Below are 17,094 nucleotides of genomic sequence, written 5' to 3'. Positions count from 1 at the left end.
GCTGGCATGATGCAGCTTTCGCCCGAGGAACGGACCTCTCCCGAATCCGAATTGGCCGCTGTCGTGGCCGAGGCCTTGAAACTGGCCGACGCTCAATTGGTCCTCAACAAGAGCTTCGCCCCGTTCGTCTTCATGCTCGACGCTGAGGGCGCTGTCCACCGCGGCGAGGTCCCCCAGGAAATCCGGGGGACCATGCCCTCGGACCCGGAGGTATCCGTGAAGCTGACGGTCGATCTCTTTTCGGGCTATGCCGAAAACCTCCTCGCGATGGTCGCCGTATTGGATCCGGAGTCGGGCAAGAACGAGGACACGCTCCACCTATGGGCCGAACACCGCAGTGGCATTGCCCAGCTCATCCGGGTGGACTTCACCCGCAAGAAATTCCTGAAGCACCCCACATTCAGCGAACCCCGGGTCGAGGCCCAGGCTGCCCACCTGTGGAATGGCGAAACGGCCTCACCCGCGGAGGAATGGTGGCACCAAGGACTTTCGGAGCAGGCCATCCAGGATGTTTTCAAGCTTGTGGGTGTCGCAGTTCCGTTCGCCGAGGATCAGCTGTCCAGGAACGGCGTCCTGGCCCCATACGGCGCAAGCACCGATCTCTCCGGCGAGGTAGCGCACCGCATGGCCTACTTGGAGCCCAACGAGGATGACGAACTGGATTCCTCCGAAGCAATCCAGTTAATGACCGAAGGCTTTCGGCTGGAGAAAGACACACTGCGCGGAACCTGCATCGTGGCTGACGTCAGCATCAAGCTCGAGGAGGGCGGTGTTTTGGACGCCGTCAGACTGCACATCGAGCATTCCGAAGGGTTGTCAATGCACATCGTCAAGCCTTATGAGCTGGACGGCGAATCCGGCACGGTCGCCTTCGGCGAGTCAGCGGTGGTTCCCGCACAGGCCCATGTGTGGTCAGTATGAGCGAACAACCAAACGACAGCACCCTGCCGGAAGAATCAGAAGAATCAGCCCAGGACCGCGAGCTCCGGGAGACCCTGGGCACTGGCCTCGGGACCGCCCAGGAGCATCTCCAGCAGAATGGCGGCTTCTTCCCCTTCGGCATCACGCTCGGGAGTGATGGCGAACTCCGGATCGTCATGGTGACTCCCGGGGAACCTGACGAGGATGGCCAGGTACATGCCGGTCAGATGCTGACCGATCTTCACGAACTCTTGCGCCAAGGCCGGGATGAATGCCGTGCGGTTGCCATCGTCAGCGATGTCAGTTTGCCCGAACATGGTTCAGACGGCATTCACGGCGCGGCGGAGCACCGTGATGGTGCTGTTCTGGCCGCCATCATCCCGTATGTCCCGGGAGCTGAGGGATTTACCTTCGCTGCCATGGAACCGGACACCCACGAGCCATCCATCTGGGTGGACTAGACCTACGATCTAGACTGATTCCATGAAAATCAACGCCTTCGCAGATGTGAGCCTTCGGGCCATCATGGTGTTGGCCGCAGCTCCCGAGGGTGCACTGCTGACCACCCAGGCAGTGGCAGATGCTGTTGGAACTCCGTACAACCACGTCAGCAAGGCCATGGTCCGTTTGCGTTCACTGGGGCTGATCGACGTCGAACGGGGCCGGCTGGGTGGGTCCCGGTTGAACGAAGCCGGGCGGAAAGCCACTGTGGGCGAGGTGCTGCGCCATTTGGACAGCCGGCAGGACCCGGCAGAGTGCCAGTCCCCCACCAAGAACTGCCCCCTCATCACCGAGTGCGGACTCCGTCACGCCATGACGCGCGCCAGGGAGGCGTTCTACCGTGAGCTCGATGCGGTGGTCATCTCATCCCTTCCCCACGCCCGGCAGATGAACCCGGTGTTCCAGTCAATCGGTCTTCGGCCTGAGATCCGGATGCCTGCAGCGCAGTAGCGGCCCACAGCCTCGCGCAAAAGGCCTTCACGGAGCCTCCCGCTTCATAATTTGCACATGATTTCTACGAGGTGTAGAACTTGGAGTAAATACATGCATTCCAAATGCGTGTATTTATCCGGCCGGACAGAAGGCCCGGCCTCAACCGCCAGGAGAACCATGCTCTCGGAAAAATCCCGTCCCGTTATTGAAGCCACCCTGCCATTGGTCGGATCCCGGATAGGCGAAATCACCGCGGATTTCTACAACCGCCTCTTCACCGCGCACCCCGGACTGTTGGACGGCCTGTTCAGCCGCTCCAACCAGCGTTCAGGCGAACAACAGAAGGCACTTGCCGGGAGCATCGCCGCTTTCGCCTCGCACCTGCTCACTAACCCGGACTCCCTGCCCGAGAAGGTCCTCTCCCGCATCGCTCACAAACACGCTTCCCTGGGCATCACCGAGGAACAGTACGACGTGGTCTACAAGCACCTGTTCGCAGCAATCGCGGCGGATCTGGCCGACGTCATTACCCCGGAAATTGCCGAGGCCTGGACCGAGGTCTACTGGCTCATGGCCGATGCCCTGATAAAGCTCGAGAAGGACCTCTACGCTAGCCAGGCAAACGACCGGATGTGGATGCCGTGGCGCGTGGTCGCAAAGGAACCCGCGGGCAAGGATTCCATTACTTTCACCTTGGAACCCGCGGATGAAACCCCGGTCACCGAAGCCAAACCGGGCCAGTACGTCAGCGTCAAAGTGACGCTCGCCGACGGCCTCCGACAGGTCCGTCAGTATTCGCTGTCCGGCGATGCCGGCACCAGCCGGATTTTCACCACCAAGCTCAACGACGGCGGTGAGGTGTCCACCGTCCTGCATGCCGACGTCGAACCCGGTGACATCCTGGAAATCTCGAATCCCTATGGTGAGATCACCCTCAAGGACGGTGAGGGACCGGTGATTCTCGCCTCGGCAGGCATCGGCTGCACTCCCACCGCATCCATCCTGCGTTCACTCGCCGAATCCGGCACGGATCGCGAGGTCATCGTGCTCCACGCCGAAAAGGCCATGGACAACTGGGCACTCAGCGGCCAGATGACCCAGGACGCATCCAGGATCGACGCCAAACTCGAGCTCTGGCTGGAGACGCCGCACGCCGGAGCCAAGGAGGGATTTATGTCCCTTCGCGAAATGGACCTGCCGGCTGACGCGTCACTTTACCTCTGCGGCCCGCTCCCTTTCATGAAGTCCATCCGCGACGAAGCAATCGACGCCGGGATTCCGGCCACCCGGATCCACTACGAAGTCTTTGGACCGGACGTCTGGCTCGCAAACTAACGGCGGACCGCCAGGGAAACTTGCAGCCCAGGGACTCCAGCACCAAGCACGACGGCGGCCCGCCACCTTTCCAACGAAAGGTGACGGGCCGTCGTCGTTCACTTAAGAACGCCGTTGTTCCTAAGAGGTCTAGCCCAGACGGGTCTTGAGGCCGTCCAGCTCGGACTGGAGTGCCGCCGGGAGGGATTCGCCGAAGTTAGCGAACCATTCCTCGATGGACGCCAGCTCGGTTGCCCACTCGTCTGCATCGACGCGAACCGCGGCCTCAACCTCGGCCGGGGTCATGTCCAGGCCCTCAAGATCGATGGATTCGCCGGTCGGAACGAAACCGATCGGAGTCTCCACAGCGTTGGCCTTGCCTTCGAGGCGCTCGATGGCCCACTTGAGGACACGGGCGTTGTCCCCGAAGCCGGGCCACGCGAAGCCGCCTTCGGCCGTGCGACGGAACCAGTTGACCAGGAAGATCTTGGGCAGCCGCTCCGGGTTTGCCTTGGCCGACAGGTTGACCCAGTGGTTCAGGTAATCGCCGGCGTCGTAGCCGATGAACGGGAGCATGGCCATGGGATCGCGGCGCACAACGCCGACGGCACCGGCGGCAGCAGCAGTGGTTTCCGAGGACAGCGTGGAGCCCATGAAAATGCCGTTGGACCAGCTGCGGGCTTCGGTCACCAGGGGGATAGTGGTCTTGCGGCGGCCGCCGAACAGGATCGCGGACAGCTCCACGCCTTCCGGGCTGAAGTATTCTTCGGCCAGCATGTCGATCTGGTCGATCGGCGTGCAGAAGCGGGAGTTGGGGTGCGCTGCCGGGGTATCGGAGTCCGGAGTCCAGGACTCGCCACGCCAGTCGGTCAGGTGCGCCGGAGTTTCCTCGGTCATACCTTCCCACCAGACGCCTCCGTCATCTGTCAGGGCAACGTTGGTGAAGATGCTGTTGCCCTTGGCGATGGCGCGCATGGCGTTGGGGTTGGTGCCCCAACCGGTGCCGGGTGCGACGCCGAACAGGCCGGCCTCGGGGTTGACGGCGCGGAGTTCGCCTTCCTTGCCGAAGCGCATCCAGGTGATGTCGTCTCCGAGGGTCTCGACCTTCCAGCCCTTGATGGTGGGATCCAGCAGGGCGAGGTTGGTTTTGCCGCAAGCGGAGGGGAACGCAGCGGAGACGTAGTAGGTCTTCTGCTCGGGGGAGGTCAGCTTCAGGATGAGCATGTGCTCGGCGAGCCAGCCTTCATCGCGGGCCATGACCGATGCGATGCGCAGTGCGTAGCACTTCTTGCCGAGGAGGGCGTTTCCGCCGTAGCCGGAGCCGAAGGACCAGATGGAGCGCTCTTCGGGGAAGTGGACGATCCACTTGTCCGGGTTGCAGGGCCAGGCGACGTCGGCCTGGCCGGCTTCCAGAGGTGCGCCCAGCGAGTGGAGGGCGGGAACGAAGAATGCGTCGGTCTGGGTAATGCGGTCCAGGACGTCGGTGCCGATGCGGGCCATGATGCGCATGGACGCTACGACGTAGGCGGAGTCAGTGATCTCGACGCCGAATTTGGGGTCCTCTGCGTCAAGGTGGCCCATGACGAACGGGATGACGTACATGGTGCGGCCACGCATGGAGCCGGCGAACAGGCCGCGCAGCTTCTGCTTCATCTCGGCCGGAGCCATCCAGTTGTTGGTGAAGCCTGCGTCGCGTTCGTTTTCGGAGCAGATGAAGGTCTGCTCTTCCACGCGGGCAACGTCAGCGGGGTCGGAGAACGCCGCGAAGGAATTCGGGAACGTTTCCGGGTTGAGCCGCTTCAGCGTGCCGGCCTCGACGAGTTCGTCGGTGAGCTTCTTGTTTTCTGCTTCGCTGCCATCAACCCAGTGGATGCGGTCCGGCTGTGTCAGCTCGGCAACTTCCTCAACCCAAGCCAGCAGGCGTGCATGCGTAGTAGGTGCCTTCTCAAGCAGCGGCAGTCGCGCCAGATCGCCCATTGCGGTTCCCTTCCTCGGGTTCAGTGGTGTGTCCTAAACGATAGGGGCCGCGGAGCAGACCATTCCCCTGTCAGACATCGGACATCCACCTACTCGAAAAGTAAAAACCCCTAAAAATCAACGATTCGGATTGAGGATCCGGCGATTTAAGTGACTAAGGTCACGTAGACCGGTCTAGTTGCGCAGATTGCAGCTTTTCGATTTGGAACTTCACATGAACTTCTGTAAAGTTTATTGAGGTTCGAGGGGGTCAGAGAAACAGACCGTCGAGAATCACGCGAAATGCGCCCATAGCTCAGCTGGATAGAGCGTCTGTCTACGGAACAGAAGGTCAGGGGTTCGAATCCCTTTGGGCGCACAAATCAAGACCCGCACCGGTTCGCCGGTGCGGGTCTTTTTTATGTCCAGAACAGCGGCAGGCGAGCCGTCCCGAAAACCGCAAGGGCCGCCGTCGGGCTTCTTCAGAAGATTCGACGGCGGCCCTTGGCGTCCGCTCAAGCGTCCGGAATAAACGGCAACGGCGGTGCGTACACGCGCCGCCGGGCCTTGGGGACCTCATGGACAGGGGCCGCGCGGCCCACAAGGTTGGTCAAAGTACCCAGACGCTCCACCGTCAGGCTCACAGCATCGCCTCGTTCCAGCGGCGGCGGGGTCATGGCCCCGTACCATCCCCAAAATTCAGCCAGGCAGCCGCCCCCGCTGGTCCCGGATCCCAGGATGTCACCGCGACGGACCCAGGTTCCCCTGCTGGCGTAGGCCACAAGCTCCGCGAAGGTCCACGCCATGTTGGCCAGCGAATCCGTGGCAAGAACCCGTCCATTGACAGAAACGCTCATGGAGAGATTCAAGAAGCCGTCAGAAGTAACGTCGGCGAGTTCATCCTTGGTCACGAAGACCGGGCCCAAGGACGTGGCGGTGTCCTTGCCCTTGGCCGGCCCCAGCCCCACGGTCATCTCGCCGCGCTGAACATCCCTTGCGGACCAGTCGTTCAGGATCATGTACCCGGCGATGTGCTCCGCGGCTTCCTCCACCGAGAGGTTGTAGCCGTCCGCACCAATGACCGCCGCAACCTCCAGCTCAAAGTCGAATTGCCCGGTACCTGGAGCCATCGCGACCGTGGCGTTGTGTCCGGTCACCGCGTGCGGGTTGGTGAAATAGAACGACGGCGCGTCATACCAGGCGGAGGGAATGCCCTTCCCTGCGGCTACTGAACGCAGGGCTCCGACGGTGTGCTGCTCGAAGGTGATGAAGTCCCGGATGGTCGGAGCCACGACGGGAGGCAGCAGTTCCACCGCCGCGAAATCCAGGGGCTCACCCTCCGTTGCTGTCCAGGGGCGGTCCAGCACGTCGAAGGCATCGAGCCCTGCCGGGTACAGGCGTCCTGACACCAAGTCGTCGTCGGCTTGGCCAAGACGCGGTACGCCGTCAATGATGAGTCTGAAGAATTTCACGCGGCCACCCCGGAATCAAGAATGGCTACAGCACGGGTCCAGCCTGCGGAGGCTCCGTGGATCTTCACCGGGAAGCACGAAATGTTGAACCCGGTGGCCGGGAGCGCTTCCAGATTGTGCAGTTTCTCGATGTGGCAGTAACCGATCTCCATCCCGGCTTTGTGGCCTTCCCAGATCAACGTGTTATCGCCGGATTCCGCATACCGCTTGGCGGTGTGGATGAAGGGGGCGTCCCAACTCCAGGCATCGGTGCCGGTGACGCGGACGCCCCGGCTGGTAAGGAAGAGTGTGGCTTCGCGTCCCATCCCGCAACCCTTGGAAAGGTAATCGTCAAAGCCGTACCGGGTGCCGGCAGAGGTGTTGACCACCACGATGTCTCCCGGGACCAGCTCGTGCCCGATCCGGTGAAGCTCGGCCTCGACGTCGGCGGCCGTGGCAACGTAGCCGTCTTCGAATCCACGGAAGTCCAGTTTCACCCCGCGGCCGAAGCACCACTCCAAGGGAACCTCGTCAATGGTGATGGCGCGCGCTCCCCCGTCCATGGTGGAAGCGTAATGATAGGGAGCATCCAGGTGTGTACCGGTATGGGTCGTGGCACTGATGCGCTCAATGGCCCAGCCTTCTTCCCCTGGAAGGTCCTCTTCGCCCATCCCAGGAAAGTAGGACACCAGGTCCTTGGCCGTTTCCTTGTGGGTGTAGTAGTCAATATGCGGCGTCATTCCGGGTGGATCAGAGGCGATACCGGCTCGGAGGCTGACGGAAAGGTCTATCAGGTCAGGCATTCTTGATGGATTCCTTCTCAAAATGGAAGTCGGTTGCGGAGTTGTCCGTGGAGGCGCCGCGGTGGGTATGGGGAAGGAGCAGCATGAGGGCAGCACCGGCCAGGAACACTGCTCCGGACAGGATCAGCCCGGTCGAGAATCCCCAGGAGGCTGCAATCCCACCCATCGCCAGGGGTGCGAACGCCGCCACTCCGCGTCCGATGTTGAAGCAGAAACCGGCGCCGGTGGTACGAATCCTGGTGGGGTACAGCTCCCCGAGGTACGAACCAAAAAGTCCGGCAAAGGTCATGAAGAAGGCGTACAGCGGTCCCATCCACAAGAGGACCGACTGGTTGGTGACCAGGCCGTACAGCGGCATCAACAGTCCGGTGCCGGCCAGGGAGAGCAGGATGGCGTTGCGCCTGCCAATCCGGTCGGCGATCCAGCCGAACACTATGTAGCCGGCAAACATGCCCAGGTTGAGGATGGTCATGAAGAGGCTGACCTGCCGGGGATCGAGGCCCCGCTCGGTGGAGAGGTAGCTGGGCATCCACGTTGAGGCTCCGTAGAAACCTACGAATGCGCAGACTGCCACCACGGTGGCGATGACTGTGCGGCGGCGATAAGTACCGGTGAAGAGTTCTTTGACGGTGACGTTGCCCTTCTGTTGCCGTGCGCGTTCTTCCAGCCAGGCCCTGGATTCGGGGAAGAAGAACACAACCATGAGCAAGGGCAGCAGTGCCGACAAACCGGTAACCAGGAAAAGGAGCCGCCAATCGGGCATGAAAGCGCCTGCAATCAGCGCCGCGGCCGCCCCGCCCAAGGGGTAGGCGGCCAGCACGAACGCCACGGCCCGCCCCCTTTGTTCGGCGGGCCAGGTCTCCACAATGTACGTGGACAGCACTGACCAGACTCCGCCAAGACCTATGCCGGCCAGGAAGCGGAGGGCGACGAACACGCCATAGTTCGGCACCACGAAGAGCGCCGACGTCAGGGCAACGAACACCGCCATGGAGCCGATGAGCGCGATGCGGCGGCCGCGGTTGTCGGCCACCCACCCGGTCACGACGCTGGAACAACCCATGCCAAGCAGCGTGGCGGTAGCCAGGAGGCCGCCGGCAACCGGGGTCAGCTTCAGTTCGGCACTGATGGCCGGCAGCGCGAACGACAGCACTGCGATTTCCAGTGCATCAAACAGATAAATGATGAACGACCCAACAAGGATGAACCACTTGGTTCCACGTTTCATGGGATCCCTTTCGATGGGGGCATCGTTGCCCGGAACAGAAAGAGAACTTTTACACCCGTTCAGTTTCTGCTGGAATAGAATTTATACACCCATTCAATTTGTGTCAACGCTCACAGCTCCGACCAGCAAGGAGGCCGATAAGGTGGGACTCATGTCCACGGAAGTACAGGGAAATACCGCCGGAACCCGCCGCCGGGAGCAGATCTTGGATGTCGCGGTGGAAATGTTCGCCAACCGCGGCTTTGAAAGCACCACCATGCGGGCAGTTGCGGAGGAAACCGGCACAACGGCACCCCTGGTGATCTACCATTTCGCCACCAAGCAGGAGCTCTACAGGGCCGTCTTCGCCCGGTACCAGTACCTCAATGAGGAACGCCGCCGGCAGGTCCTCGCGGTGGATCCTTCGGCGGCCGACGCCGTCGAACGCATTGTGGACGCTTTCCTGATGCCGACCCTGAAAGCGCAGGAAACCGTGGACGGAAAGCTGTTCGCCCGCCTGGTCCTTCGGGAGGCCTCGGACCCGTCAGCTCACGACCGCGGAATCCTTGCCGAATACTTCGATCCCATGGCCAGGGACTTCATCCAGGTGATGCGCAAAGCCCTTCCGGACAAACCACCCGGGTTCCACGAGTGGGCCTACATGTTCGGCGTGGGCGCACTGACCGGCACCGCACTCCCCCGCCGCATCGCCTCCCTGTCGGAGCTGCCGAACATCAACGACTTCCGCTACGACTACCTCCGGACAGTCCTCATCGCCGGCTGGCGCGGCCACTGACCCGCGAAGCTGAGCCGCGCCGTTAACGGCAAGGGCCGCCGTCGTACTTCCGGTGAAAGTACGACGGCGGCCCTTGGGTGGAGTGCGTTACTCGCCGACGGCCTCGCTGATGCGGCGGCGAATGCCATCGAAATGCCGGTTGAGCAGCTCAGCGACCGCGACCTTGTCCCCCGCGGCAACGGCGGCGTAGATGTCGCGGTGCATCGCTGCTGTTTTGACGAGGTCCTCGTTGCCCGGGCCGATCTCCACGTGGATCTTGCGGTAGACCTTCCAAAAGACGCCCATGAGGTTGATGAGGAGCTCGTTGTTGAGGGGTTCGAAAAGGCGTCGGTGGAACTCTGCGTCGGCGGCAACGAAGTTCTCGCCGGCTCCTGCCAATTCCTCCATCTGCTTGACCGATTCTTCGATGGACGCCAACTGCTCTTTGGTCATCACGTCCATCGAGGATCCAATCAGTCCCGACTCAAGGGCCTGGCGTACGTCCACCAACTGCAGCGCTTCGAGTCCCTGGTGACGCAGCGAGAGCCTGCCACGGAAGGTCAGCCCGTCGGCGAGCGCGTCGAAGTTGCTCGGCGCGACGAACATCCCGAACCCGTGGCGGATTTCGATGACGCCCAACGCCTGGAGCACCTTCAGTGACTCACGGAGGGTGTTGCGCCCAACGCCGAGGGCTACCGACAGTTCGCTTTCCGTGGGCAAGGGATCGCCGGCCTCAAGCTCGCGCTCAAGGATCAATTCCATAATGTCCGACTGCAAGGCGCGCAGCCGGGCCTGCGCGCTGAACCGCGCCTGCGGAACCACACCGGAAGTTGTCATGGCTTTCTCCTTGCCGTGCACCGGCCCCAAGGGTTTGAAGTGGTGCGGTGTTAATATTGAGGCGAGCTTAGCGCTCACCACAGAATGAGTAGCTCGCAACATACAATATCGGATGTCCCACCTCCCTGATAGACGTGGAGTGCGATTTCCCCGGATATCCCTGAGATTTCCGCCACGAACCGGCCGTAGCCGGATAACCGCAAGGCGCGCGGACTGCGCCCCGGCCGCTTAATCTCACTTGACGTTCCGCTGTGACCGCCCTTACAGTTTCCATACGAGCATCGGACGTCCCACATCCGATAACCCACGAAACTCGAATGGTGAGGCACCCTATGAGCAAGACGATCCAAAGCCTGCCGCTGGTCAACGATGCCAGCCGCCGGAACTTCCTGAAGCTGAGCGGCGCAGTTGGTGCAGCAGCCGCCTTCACGGCAACCCTTTCTGCGTGCGGCGGCGCTGCCAGCACCACGACCGGCAACGCAACGAACACAGCTGCAGTGAACAAGGACCTCATCATCGAGGCAGGCATTTCCTATGCACTCTCCACAGGCTTCGACCCCCTGAGCTCCTCGGGTGCGACCCCGATGGCAGCCAACCTGCACATCTTCGAAGGACTCATCGAGCTGCACCCGGCTACCCGCCAGCCGTACAACGCCCTGGCGGCAGCGGACCCGAAGAAGGTCAACGACACCACCTACCAGGTGACCATCCGCGACGGCGCGAAGTTCCACGACGGCTCCCCCGTCACCACCGAAGACGTTGCCTTCTCCTTCACCCGCGTCATGGACCCGGCGAACAAGTCCCTCTTCTCCCAGTTCATCCCCTTCATCCAGGCCGTGAAGCCGCTGGATGAGAAGACGGTTGAATTCACGCTCAAGTACGCTTTCCCGGGCTTCGGTCCACGCATCTCCGTAGTGAAGATCGTCCCCAAGGCCCTCGCCACCGACCTGAAGGCCTTCGACGCCAAGCCGGTGGGCTCGGGCCCCTACAAGCTGGTCTCCGCCGTCAAGGACGACAAGATCGTCTTCGAGGCATTTGCCGACTACAACGGCCCCAAGCCCGCCCTGGCAAAGGGCATGACCTGGCTTCTCCTTTCCGACGCAGCAGCACGCGTCACCGCCGTCCAGTCCGGCCGCGTCCAGGCAATCGAGGACGTTCCGTACCTGGATGTCGACGGTTTGAAGTCCAAGGTGAAGGTCGAATCCGTCCAGTCCTTCGGTCTGCTGTTCCTCATGTTCAACTGCGCCAAAGCACCGTTCGACAACAAGCTGGTCCGCCAGGCCCTGCACTACGGCCTGGACAAGGAAGCCATCATCAAGAAGGCACTGTTCGGCAACGCCAAGGCAGCCACGTCCTACTTCCAGGAAGGCCACCCGGATTACGTCAAGGCCAAGAACGTCTATGGCTTTGATACCTCCAAGGCCGCGGACCTCCTGAAGCAGGCCGGCGTCACCAACCTGGAATTCGAGCTGCTCACCACGGACACCGCCTGGGTCAAGGATGTGGCCCCGCTGATCCTCGAATCCTGGAACAAGATCCCCGGTGTCAAGGTGACGGTCAAGAGCCTCCAGTCCGGTGCTTTGTACAGCGACCGCGTGGGCAAGGGCGACTACTCCGTGGTCGCAGCACCCGGCGACCCCTCAGTCTTCGGCAACGACGCGGACCTCCTCCTGAGCTGGTTCTACTCCGGCGCAACCTGGATGGACAAGCGCGCCTTCTGGACCACCCCGGAGCGCACCAAACTCCAGGACCTCATGGACAAGGGCTCCCAGGCCTCCGGTGATGCAGCCAAGAAGATCGTGGGCGAAATCGTGGACATGGTCTCGGACGAAGTTCCCCTCTACCCGGTCTTCCACCGCCAGCTCCCCAGCGCCTGGGACGAGAAGAAGCTCAACGGCTTCCAGCCTCTGCCCACCACCGGCCTGTCCTTCATCGACGTCGGACGCACGGCCTAAGCACCCCTCGCGTTGCGGGGCCTGCTCTGCGGCCTGAAACCCCCACAGAGCCCGCAGAGCAGGCCCCGCAACCAGCACCACCAACCAACCGGAGAACAAATTGGTCACGATATTGCGTCTGCTTGGCCGCAGGCTTGCAGCATTGCCATTGATGATCCTGGGCATCACGTTGCTCGTCTTCCTCGTCCTGCAGGCCGCTCCCGGAGACCAGGCAAGCTCCGCCCTCGGTGACGGCGCCAGCGAAGAAGCGAAGCAGCAGTACCGCCAGGACAATGGCCTCAACGATCCCCTGGTCCTGCAGTACTTCCGATTCCTCGGCAAGCTCCTGCAGTTCGACCTTGGCACCACCACCCCGCCGGCCAAGTCCGTGGCTTCCATGATCGGCTCGGCTTTCCCCCTGACGCTCCAGCTCACTTTCCTGGGCGTCCTCATCGCCATCGTGCTCTCGCTGGCGTTCGGCATCCTCGGCGCGCTCTACCGCGACAAGTGGCAGGACCAGTTGGTCCGCGTCTTCTCCATCGCCGCGATCGCCACGCCGTCGTTCTGGTTGGGCATCCTGCTCATCCAGTGGTTCGCGCTCGGCGAGAACCCGATGTTCCCCTCGGGCGGAATTGCGACGCCGGAATCCGGCTTCGGCGGTTGGCTCAACTCGATGGCCCTCCCGGCCCTCGCGCTCGGCATTCCCGTGTCCGCCTCGCTGATCCGCGTGGTCCGCACCTCGATGGTGGAAGAACTGGACCGCGACTACGTCCGAACCGCCATCGGCAATGGTGTCCCCTACCGTGAGGTCGTCTCCAAGAACGTCCTCCGCAACGCACTCGTCACCCCGGTGACCGTGCTGGGACTGCGCGTCGGCTACCTGCTGGGCGGCGCCGTCGTGATTGAAATGATCTTCGCCCTGCCCGGCATGGGCCAGCTGATCCTCAACGGCATCACCAACCTGGACGTCAACCTGGTCCAGGGCGTGGTGCTCACCATCTCCGTCACCTTCGTTCTGGTGAACATCGTGGTGGACCTTCTTTACCTGCTCATCAACCCCCGAATCAGGACGGTATAGCTCATGCGCAGCAAGCTCGCAGAACGGCTAAGTGCCCCGGGCATTCGTTTCAAGGCCCTGCCCTGGGGCTCCCGCATCGCCCTGCTCTTCCTCATCGTGATTGTCCTGGCCGCGGTCTTCGCGCCGGTCATTGCCCCGCACGATCCGCTGGAAACCTTCATTCCAGCCACCCCGCCCGGCGCCGAGCACCTCTTCGGTACCGACCGCCTAGGCCGCGACATCTTCTCCCGGCTCCTGTTCGGCGCACAATCGTCGCTGATGATCGGCCTCGGTGCAGTGGCTCTGGCCATCCTCGCCGGCGCTCTCCTGGGCTCCTTCGCGGCGACCTCCAGCAAGTCCGTGAATGAAATCATCATGCGGCTCATGGACATCCTCATGGCGTTCCCAGGCATCGCCCTGGCCGCCGTGCTGCTGGCAGCATTCGGCAACTCGGTCCCGACCATCATCATCGCGATCGCCATCATCTACACCCCGCAGTTGGCCCGCGTGGTCCGCGCCAACGTGCTGGCACAGTACGGCGAAGACTACGTCCGAGCCGAACGGGTGATCGGTGCCGGACGCTTCTACATCCTGGTCAAGCACATCGTCCGCAACACCGCCGCTCCGGTGCTGGTGTTCGCTACGGTCATGGTGGCAGACGCCATCATCCTGGAAGCTTCCCTGTCCTTCCTCGGCGCCGGTGTGCAGGATCCCGCCCCGTCCTGGGGCAACGTGATCTCCTACGGACGCAATCTGGTGCTGTCCGGCGGCTGGTGGGCCACCACCTTCGCCGGCCTGACCATCCTCCTGACAGTTCTGTCCCTGAACATCCTCGCCGAGGGCCTCACGGATGCGATGGTGAACCCGAAACTCCGCCGTGCGCCCGTAGTAAAGGACGACGACGGATCCGCCGCAGTTGTGGCCGTTGACACTGAGGTGGCAACCTCAGTTGCCCAGCCTTCGGTGGTTGAGGAACATGAGCTCGACGGCGTCCTTGCGGCTTCCGGTGACGGATCCGCTTCTGATGTGGCCACTTCAGCCGTGCTCACCGACGTCCGACTCGCTGCCGCGAATCCACACCTCCTGCTGGACCGTGAGCTGGAACTGCTCTCAGCCATCGAAGCCAAGCGCACCGACCGCCTCCCCCAGGTTGCGGCCGGCGCACGCAACGTCCTTGAGGTGAAGAACCTGTCCATCCGCTTCCCGGGCCGCTTCGGCGACATCGCGATCGTGGACAACGTGTCCTTCACCGTCCGCGAAGGCGAAACGATGGGCCTAGTGGGCGAATCCGGTTGCGGCAAGTCCATCACCTCGCTGGCCGTCATGGGCCTTCTTCCCAAAACAGCCCAGGTCACCGGTTCCATCATGTTCGACGGTAAGGAACTCCTGGATGCCAAGACGCAACACAGCAATTCCAAGGCGTACGAGGGCCTCCGCGGTGAGCAGATTGCCATGGTCTACCAGGACGCCTTGAGCTCCCTGAACCCGTCCATGAAGATCAAGGACCAGCTGGAGCAGCTCACCAAACGCGGCGGACGGAAGACGCCCACCGAGCTCCTTGAAATGGTGAAACTGGACCCTGTCCGGACCCTCGCCAGCTACCCGCATGAGCTCTCCGGCGGCCAGCGTCAGCGTGTGCTGATCGCCATGGCCCTGTCCCGTTCGCCGAAGATCGTGGTTGCCGACGAGCCCACGACAGCCTTGGATGTCACCGTCCAGAAGCAGGTTGTGGATCTCCTCAACGAACTGCGCGAACAGCTCGGCTTCGCGATGGTATTCGTCAGCCACGACCTCGCGCTGGTGGCTTCCTTGGCGCATCGCATCACCGTCATGTACGCCGGCCAGGTGGTGGAATCCGCACGAGCCTCCGAACTCCTGCAGAACCCCAAGCACGAGTACACCCGGGGTCTGCTGGGCGCCGTCCTTTCCATCGAAGCCGACGCCGTTCGTCTCCACCAGATTCCCGGCACCGTCCCGTCGCCCCGGGACTTCGCAACGGGCGACCGCTTCGCGGCCCGCTCACTGCGACCCGACGCCGACCCCCACCAGAAGCTGGTCCTCACCACGGTTCCTTCGGTTGACTCCGCAAACGGTGACGATGCCGACCACTACTGGGCCAGCCACTTGAAGGAGGACGCGAAATGAGCGAGTCAACCGGCAAGCCGGTCATCGAACTCAAGGACGTCAAGGTCTACCACCACGCACGGACCGGTGGCCTGTTCCGGCCGAACATCGTCAAAGCCGTGGACGGCGTGGACTTCACCATCAGCCGCGGCGAAACCGTGGGCATCGTCGGTGAGTCCGGCTGCGGTAAGTCCACGCTCGCGTCAGTGCTCGTGGGACTGCAGCCGCCGACGTCGGGCCAGGTCATGTTCCACGGAAAGCCTGCCATCAAACGGAACGCCGCCATGCGCAAGCAGTTCGGCCGCTCCGTCTCCGTGGTCTTCCAGGACCCGGCAACGGCACTTAACCCGCGCATGACCATCCAGGACATCCTCACGGATCCTTTGCAGATTCACGGCATCGGTAACGCGTCATCACGCGACGCCAAGGTCAAGGAACTGTTGGCGCTGGTTGGCTTGCCGCAATCGGCAGCCGAAGTGACGCCGTCGCAGGTTTCCGGCGGCCAGCGCCAGCGTGTGGCGATCGCCCGCGCACTGGCCCTGGACCCGGACATCATCGTGGCGGATGAGCCGACGTCGGCCTTGGACGTTTCAGTCCGTGCGCAGGTCCTGAACCTGTTGTCCGACCTGAAGACCCAACTGAACCTCGGCATGGTGTTCATTTCGCACGACATCCAAACCGTCCGGTACGTCTCGGACCGCATCTGCGTCATGTACTTCGGCAAGATCGTCGAACAGGGCACAGCCGCGCAGGTCTTCGACAACCCGAGCAACGACTACACCAAGAAGCTGCTGGGCGCCGCGCCGAGCTTGCTTCACATCTAGTTTTTCCCTTCACAAGTTACAAACAACGGAGAATTCTGTGTCCACTCAGTTCCAGGGCGTCATCCCCCCGGTCATCACCCCCCGCCACGCTGACGGCAGCATCGACACCGCGTCGCTGAAGAACGTCACCAAGCACCTGATCGACGGCGGTGTGTCCGGCCTCTTCGTCCTGGGCTCCTCCGGCGAAGTCCCGTACCTCAGCAACGACGAGCGTGAGCTGGTGGTCTCCACCATCGCCGACGCCAACGCCGGCGCGGTTCCGCTGATCGTGGGCGCCAACGAGCAGACCACCAACCGCGTGATCGAAGAAGCGCGCAAGGTGGTTGACCTGGGCGCTGACGCGATCGTAGTCACCTCCATGTACTACGCAATCGGCAACGCAGCGGAAACCGAAACGCACTTCCGCAGCATCCACGCCGCCATCGACAAGCCGATTTTCGCTTACGACGTCCCGGTCCGCACGCATTTCAAGCTGCCCACCGACCTCCTGGTCCGCCTCGGCCGTGACGGCGTCATTGCCGGTGTCAAGGATTCCTCGGGCGACGACGTTTCCTTCCGCCAGCTGCTCCTCGCAGCCAAGGACATCCCCGACTTCGACATCTTCACCGGTCACGAAGTTGTGGTGGACGGCGCCCTCCTGGGCGGCGCGCAGGGCGTTGTTCCGGGCCTGGGCAACGTTGACCCGGCAGGCTACCGCCGCCTGTTCGACGCCGCGCAAGCAGGCGACTGGGCAGGTGCGGCCCGCGAGCAGGACCGCTTGGCCGACGTCTTCGAGATCGTCTACACCCCCAATGGACGCGTTTCCGGCGGTGCCGCCGGCCTGGGTGCCTTCAAGACCGCGCTGCAGGTGATGGGCGTGATCGAGTCCAACACCATGAGCTCGCCCATGCTGTCCCTGAATGAATCCGAGACTGCTGCGATCCGCGAAATCCTTGAACGGAACGGGCTGGTCTAAGCA

General features: G+C 62.6%; 15 protein-coding genes and 1 tRNA gene. 11 read left to right on the top strand and 5 right to left on the bottom strand.

Annotation, left to right across the window (positions count from 1 at the left end):
- Positions 1–6: 6 nt before the first annotated feature.
- The 4 genes from ACNAOU_RS03835 to ACNAOU_RS03820 all read left to right on the top strand — a co-directional run bounded on the left by ACNAOU_RS03835 (position 7) and on the right by ACNAOU_RS03820 (position 3,189).
- Positions 7–921, top strand: coding sequence for a hypothetical protein (locus ACNAOU_RS03835; protein ID WP_422758058.1), 915 nt, complete (start codon positions 7–9; stop codon positions 919–921).
- The gene (locus ACNAOU_RS03830) at positions 918–1,382 is read left to right on the top strand and encodes a hypothetical protein (protein WP_422758057.1); all 465 of its coding nucleotides are present in this window, start codon (positions 918–920) and stop codon (positions 1,380–1,382) included. Before ACNAOU_RS03835 ends, ACNAOU_RS03830 begins: the two co-directional genes overlap by 4 nt.
- A gap of 22 nt (positions 1,383–1,404) precedes the next feature.
- Positions 1,405–1,872, top strand: a complete 468-nt coding sequence (locus ACNAOU_RS03825) for an RrF2 family transcriptional regulator (RefSeq protein ID WP_018777942.1) — start codon at positions 1,405–1,407, stop codon at positions 1,870–1,872.
- A gap of 159 nt (positions 1,873–2,031) precedes the next feature.
- Positions 2,032–3,189, top strand: a complete 1,158-nt coding sequence (locus tag ACNAOU_RS03820; protein WP_110505035.1) for a globin domain-containing protein — start codon at positions 2,032–2,034, stop codon at positions 3,187–3,189.
- 129 nt (positions 3,190–3,318) lie between these two features.
- Here the strand turns inward: ACNAOU_RS03820 and ACNAOU_RS03815 are convergent, their stop codons facing one another.
- Entirely contained in the window at positions 3,319–5,145 is a 1,827-nt protein-coding gene (locus ACNAOU_RS03815) for a phosphoenolpyruvate carboxykinase (GTP) (protein ID WP_422758056.1), read from the bottom strand.
- 284 nt (positions 5,146–5,429) lie between these two features.
- Between ACNAOU_RS03815 and ACNAOU_RS03810 the strand changes: the two genes are divergently transcribed.
- Positions 5,430–5,503 (top strand) — tRNA-Arg (locus ACNAOU_RS03810).
- A 136-nt stretch (positions 5,504–5,639) separates the two neighbouring features.
- On the opposite strand, the gene ACNAOU_RS03805 is transcribed toward ACNAOU_RS03810, so the two are convergent.
- The 3 genes from ACNAOU_RS03805 to ACNAOU_RS03795 are packed head-to-tail and all read right to left on the bottom strand — an operon-like array spanning position 5,640 to position 8,606.
- Positions 5,640–6,596 carry a fumarylacetoacetate hydrolase family protein gene (locus ACNAOU_RS03805; protein ID WP_422758055.1) on the bottom strand — a complete coding sequence of 319 codons (957 nt, stop codon included), beginning with the start codon at positions 6,594–6,596 and terminating at the stop codon, positions 5,640–5,642.
- Positions 6,593–7,378, bottom strand: a complete 786-nt coding sequence (locus tag ACNAOU_RS03800) for a cyclase family protein (protein WP_018777946.1) — start codon at positions 7,376–7,378, stop codon at positions 6,593–6,595. Before ACNAOU_RS03800 ends, ACNAOU_RS03805 begins: the two co-directional genes overlap by 4 nt.
- Positions 7,371–8,606: an MFS transporter gene (locus ACNAOU_RS03795; protein ID WP_422758053.1), complete on the bottom strand. Its 1,236-nt coding sequence runs from the start codon at positions 8,604–8,606 to the stop codon at positions 7,371–7,373. The genes ACNAOU_RS03800 and ACNAOU_RS03795 overlap by 8 nt, the downstream gene beginning before the upstream one ends.
- 151 nt (positions 8,607–8,757) lie before the next feature.
- Here ACNAOU_RS03795 and ACNAOU_RS03790 point away from each other — a divergent pair, with 151 nt between their 5' ends.
- Entirely contained in the window at positions 8,758–9,381 is a 624-nt protein-coding gene (locus ACNAOU_RS03790) for a TetR/AcrR family transcriptional regulator (RefSeq protein WP_422758052.1), read from the top strand.
- An 87-nt stretch (positions 9,382–9,468) separates the two neighbouring features.
- On the opposite strand, the gene ACNAOU_RS03785 is transcribed toward ACNAOU_RS03790, so the two are convergent.
- Positions 9,469–10,197 carry a FadR/GntR family transcriptional regulator gene (locus tag ACNAOU_RS03785; RefSeq protein ID WP_422758051.1) on the bottom strand — a complete coding sequence of 243 codons (729 nt, stop codon included), beginning with the start codon at positions 10,195–10,197 and terminating at the stop codon, positions 9,469–9,471.
- Between the two features lie 332 nt (positions 10,198–10,529).
- Here ACNAOU_RS03785 and ACNAOU_RS03780 point away from each other — a divergent pair, with 332 nt between their 5' ends.
- The 5 genes from ACNAOU_RS03780 to ACNAOU_RS03760 all read left to right on the top strand — a co-directional run bounded on the left by ACNAOU_RS03780 (position 10,530) and on the right by ACNAOU_RS03760 (position 17,091).
- Positions 10,530–12,152 carry an ABC transporter substrate-binding protein gene (locus ACNAOU_RS03780; protein ID WP_374757515.1) on the top strand — a complete coding sequence of 541 codons (1,623 nt, stop codon included), beginning with the start codon at positions 10,530–10,532 and terminating at the stop codon, positions 12,150–12,152.
- Positions 12,153–12,303: 151 nt separating this feature from the next.
- Positions 12,304–13,209 carry an ABC transporter permease gene (locus ACNAOU_RS03775; RefSeq protein ID WP_018777951.1) on the top strand — a complete coding sequence of 302 codons (906 nt, stop codon included), beginning with the start codon at positions 12,304–12,306 and terminating at the stop codon, positions 13,207–13,209.
- A 3-nt stretch (positions 13,210–13,212) separates the two neighbouring features.
- Positions 13,213–15,333: a dipeptide/oligopeptide/nickel ABC transporter permease/ATP-binding protein gene (locus ACNAOU_RS03770; RefSeq protein WP_275777977.1), complete on the top strand. Its 2,121-nt coding sequence runs from the start codon at positions 13,213–13,215 to the stop codon at positions 15,331–15,333.
- Positions 15,330–16,136, top strand: coding sequence for an ABC transporter ATP-binding protein (locus tag ACNAOU_RS03765; protein WP_275777975.1), 807 nt, complete (start codon positions 15,330–15,332; stop codon positions 16,134–16,136). The genes ACNAOU_RS03770 and ACNAOU_RS03765 overlap by 4 nt, the downstream gene beginning before the upstream one ends.
- Positions 16,137–16,173: 37 nt before the next feature.
- Positions 16,174–17,091, top strand: a complete 918-nt coding sequence (locus ACNAOU_RS03760; RefSeq protein WP_018777954.1) for a dihydrodipicolinate synthase family protein — start codon at positions 16,174–16,176, stop codon at positions 17,089–17,091.
- The last annotated feature ends 3 nt before the right edge of the window (positions 17,092–17,094 follow it).

It is taken from the genome of Paenarthrobacter sp. C1, from assembly GCF_049315185.1.
Lineage (GTDB): Bacteria > Actinomycetota > Actinomycetes > Actinomycetales > Micrococcaceae > Arthrobacter > Arthrobacter nicotinovorans.
Note: the sequence above shows the minus strand (reverse complement) of the source record. Positions and strands in the feature narration are given on the sequence as shown.

Excerpts from the sequence above, each read along its gene's own strand:
- ACNAOU_RS03835 (WP_422758058.1), top strand. The coding sequence starts at position 7 with ATGATGCAGCTTTCGCCCGAGGAACGGACCTCTCCCGAATCCGAATTG.
- ACNAOU_RS03830 (WP_422758057.1), top strand. The coding sequence starts at position 918 with ATGAGCGAACAACCAAACGACAGCACCCTGCCGGAAGAATCAGAAGAA.
- ACNAOU_RS03825 (WP_018777942.1), top strand. The coding sequence starts at position 1,405 with ATGAAAATCAACGCCTTCGCAGATGTGAGCCTTCGGGCCATCATGGTG.
- ACNAOU_RS03820 (WP_110505035.1), top strand. The coding sequence starts at position 2,032 with ATGCTCTCGGAAAAATCCCGTCCCGTTATTGAAGCCACCCTGCCATTG.
- ACNAOU_RS03815 (WP_422758056.1), bottom strand. The coding sequence starts at position 5,145 with ATGGGCGATCTGGCGCGACTGCCGCTGCTTGAGAAGGCACCTACTACG.
- ACNAOU_RS03800 (WP_018777946.1), bottom strand. The coding sequence starts at position 7,378 with ATGCCTGACCTGATAGACCTTTCCGTCAGCCTCCGAGCCGGTATCGCC.
- ACNAOU_RS03795 (WP_422758053.1), bottom strand. The coding sequence starts at position 8,606 with ATGAAACGTGGAACCAAGTGGTTCATCCTTGTTGGGTCGTTCATCATT.
- ACNAOU_RS03790 (WP_422758052.1), top strand. The coding sequence starts at position 8,758 with ATGTCCACGGAAGTACAGGGAAATACCGCCGGAACCCGCCGCCGGGAG.
- ACNAOU_RS03785 (WP_422758051.1), bottom strand. The coding sequence starts at position 10,197 with ATGACAACTTCCGGTGTGGTTCCGCAGGCGCGGTTCAGCGCGCAGGCC.
- ACNAOU_RS03780 (WP_374757515.1), top strand. The coding sequence starts at position 10,530 with ATGAGCAAGACGATCCAAAGCCTGCCGCTGGTCAACGATGCCAGCCGC.
- ACNAOU_RS03775 (WP_018777951.1), top strand. The coding sequence starts at position 12,304 with ATGATCCTGGGCATCACGTTGCTCGTCTTCCTCGTCCTGCAGGCCGCT.
- ACNAOU_RS03770 (WP_275777977.1), top strand. The coding sequence starts at position 13,213 with ATGCGCAGCAAGCTCGCAGAACGGCTAAGTGCCCCGGGCATTCGTTTC.
- ACNAOU_RS03765 (WP_275777975.1), top strand. The coding sequence starts at position 15,330 with ATGAGCGAGTCAACCGGCAAGCCGGTCATCGAACTCAAGGACGTCAAG.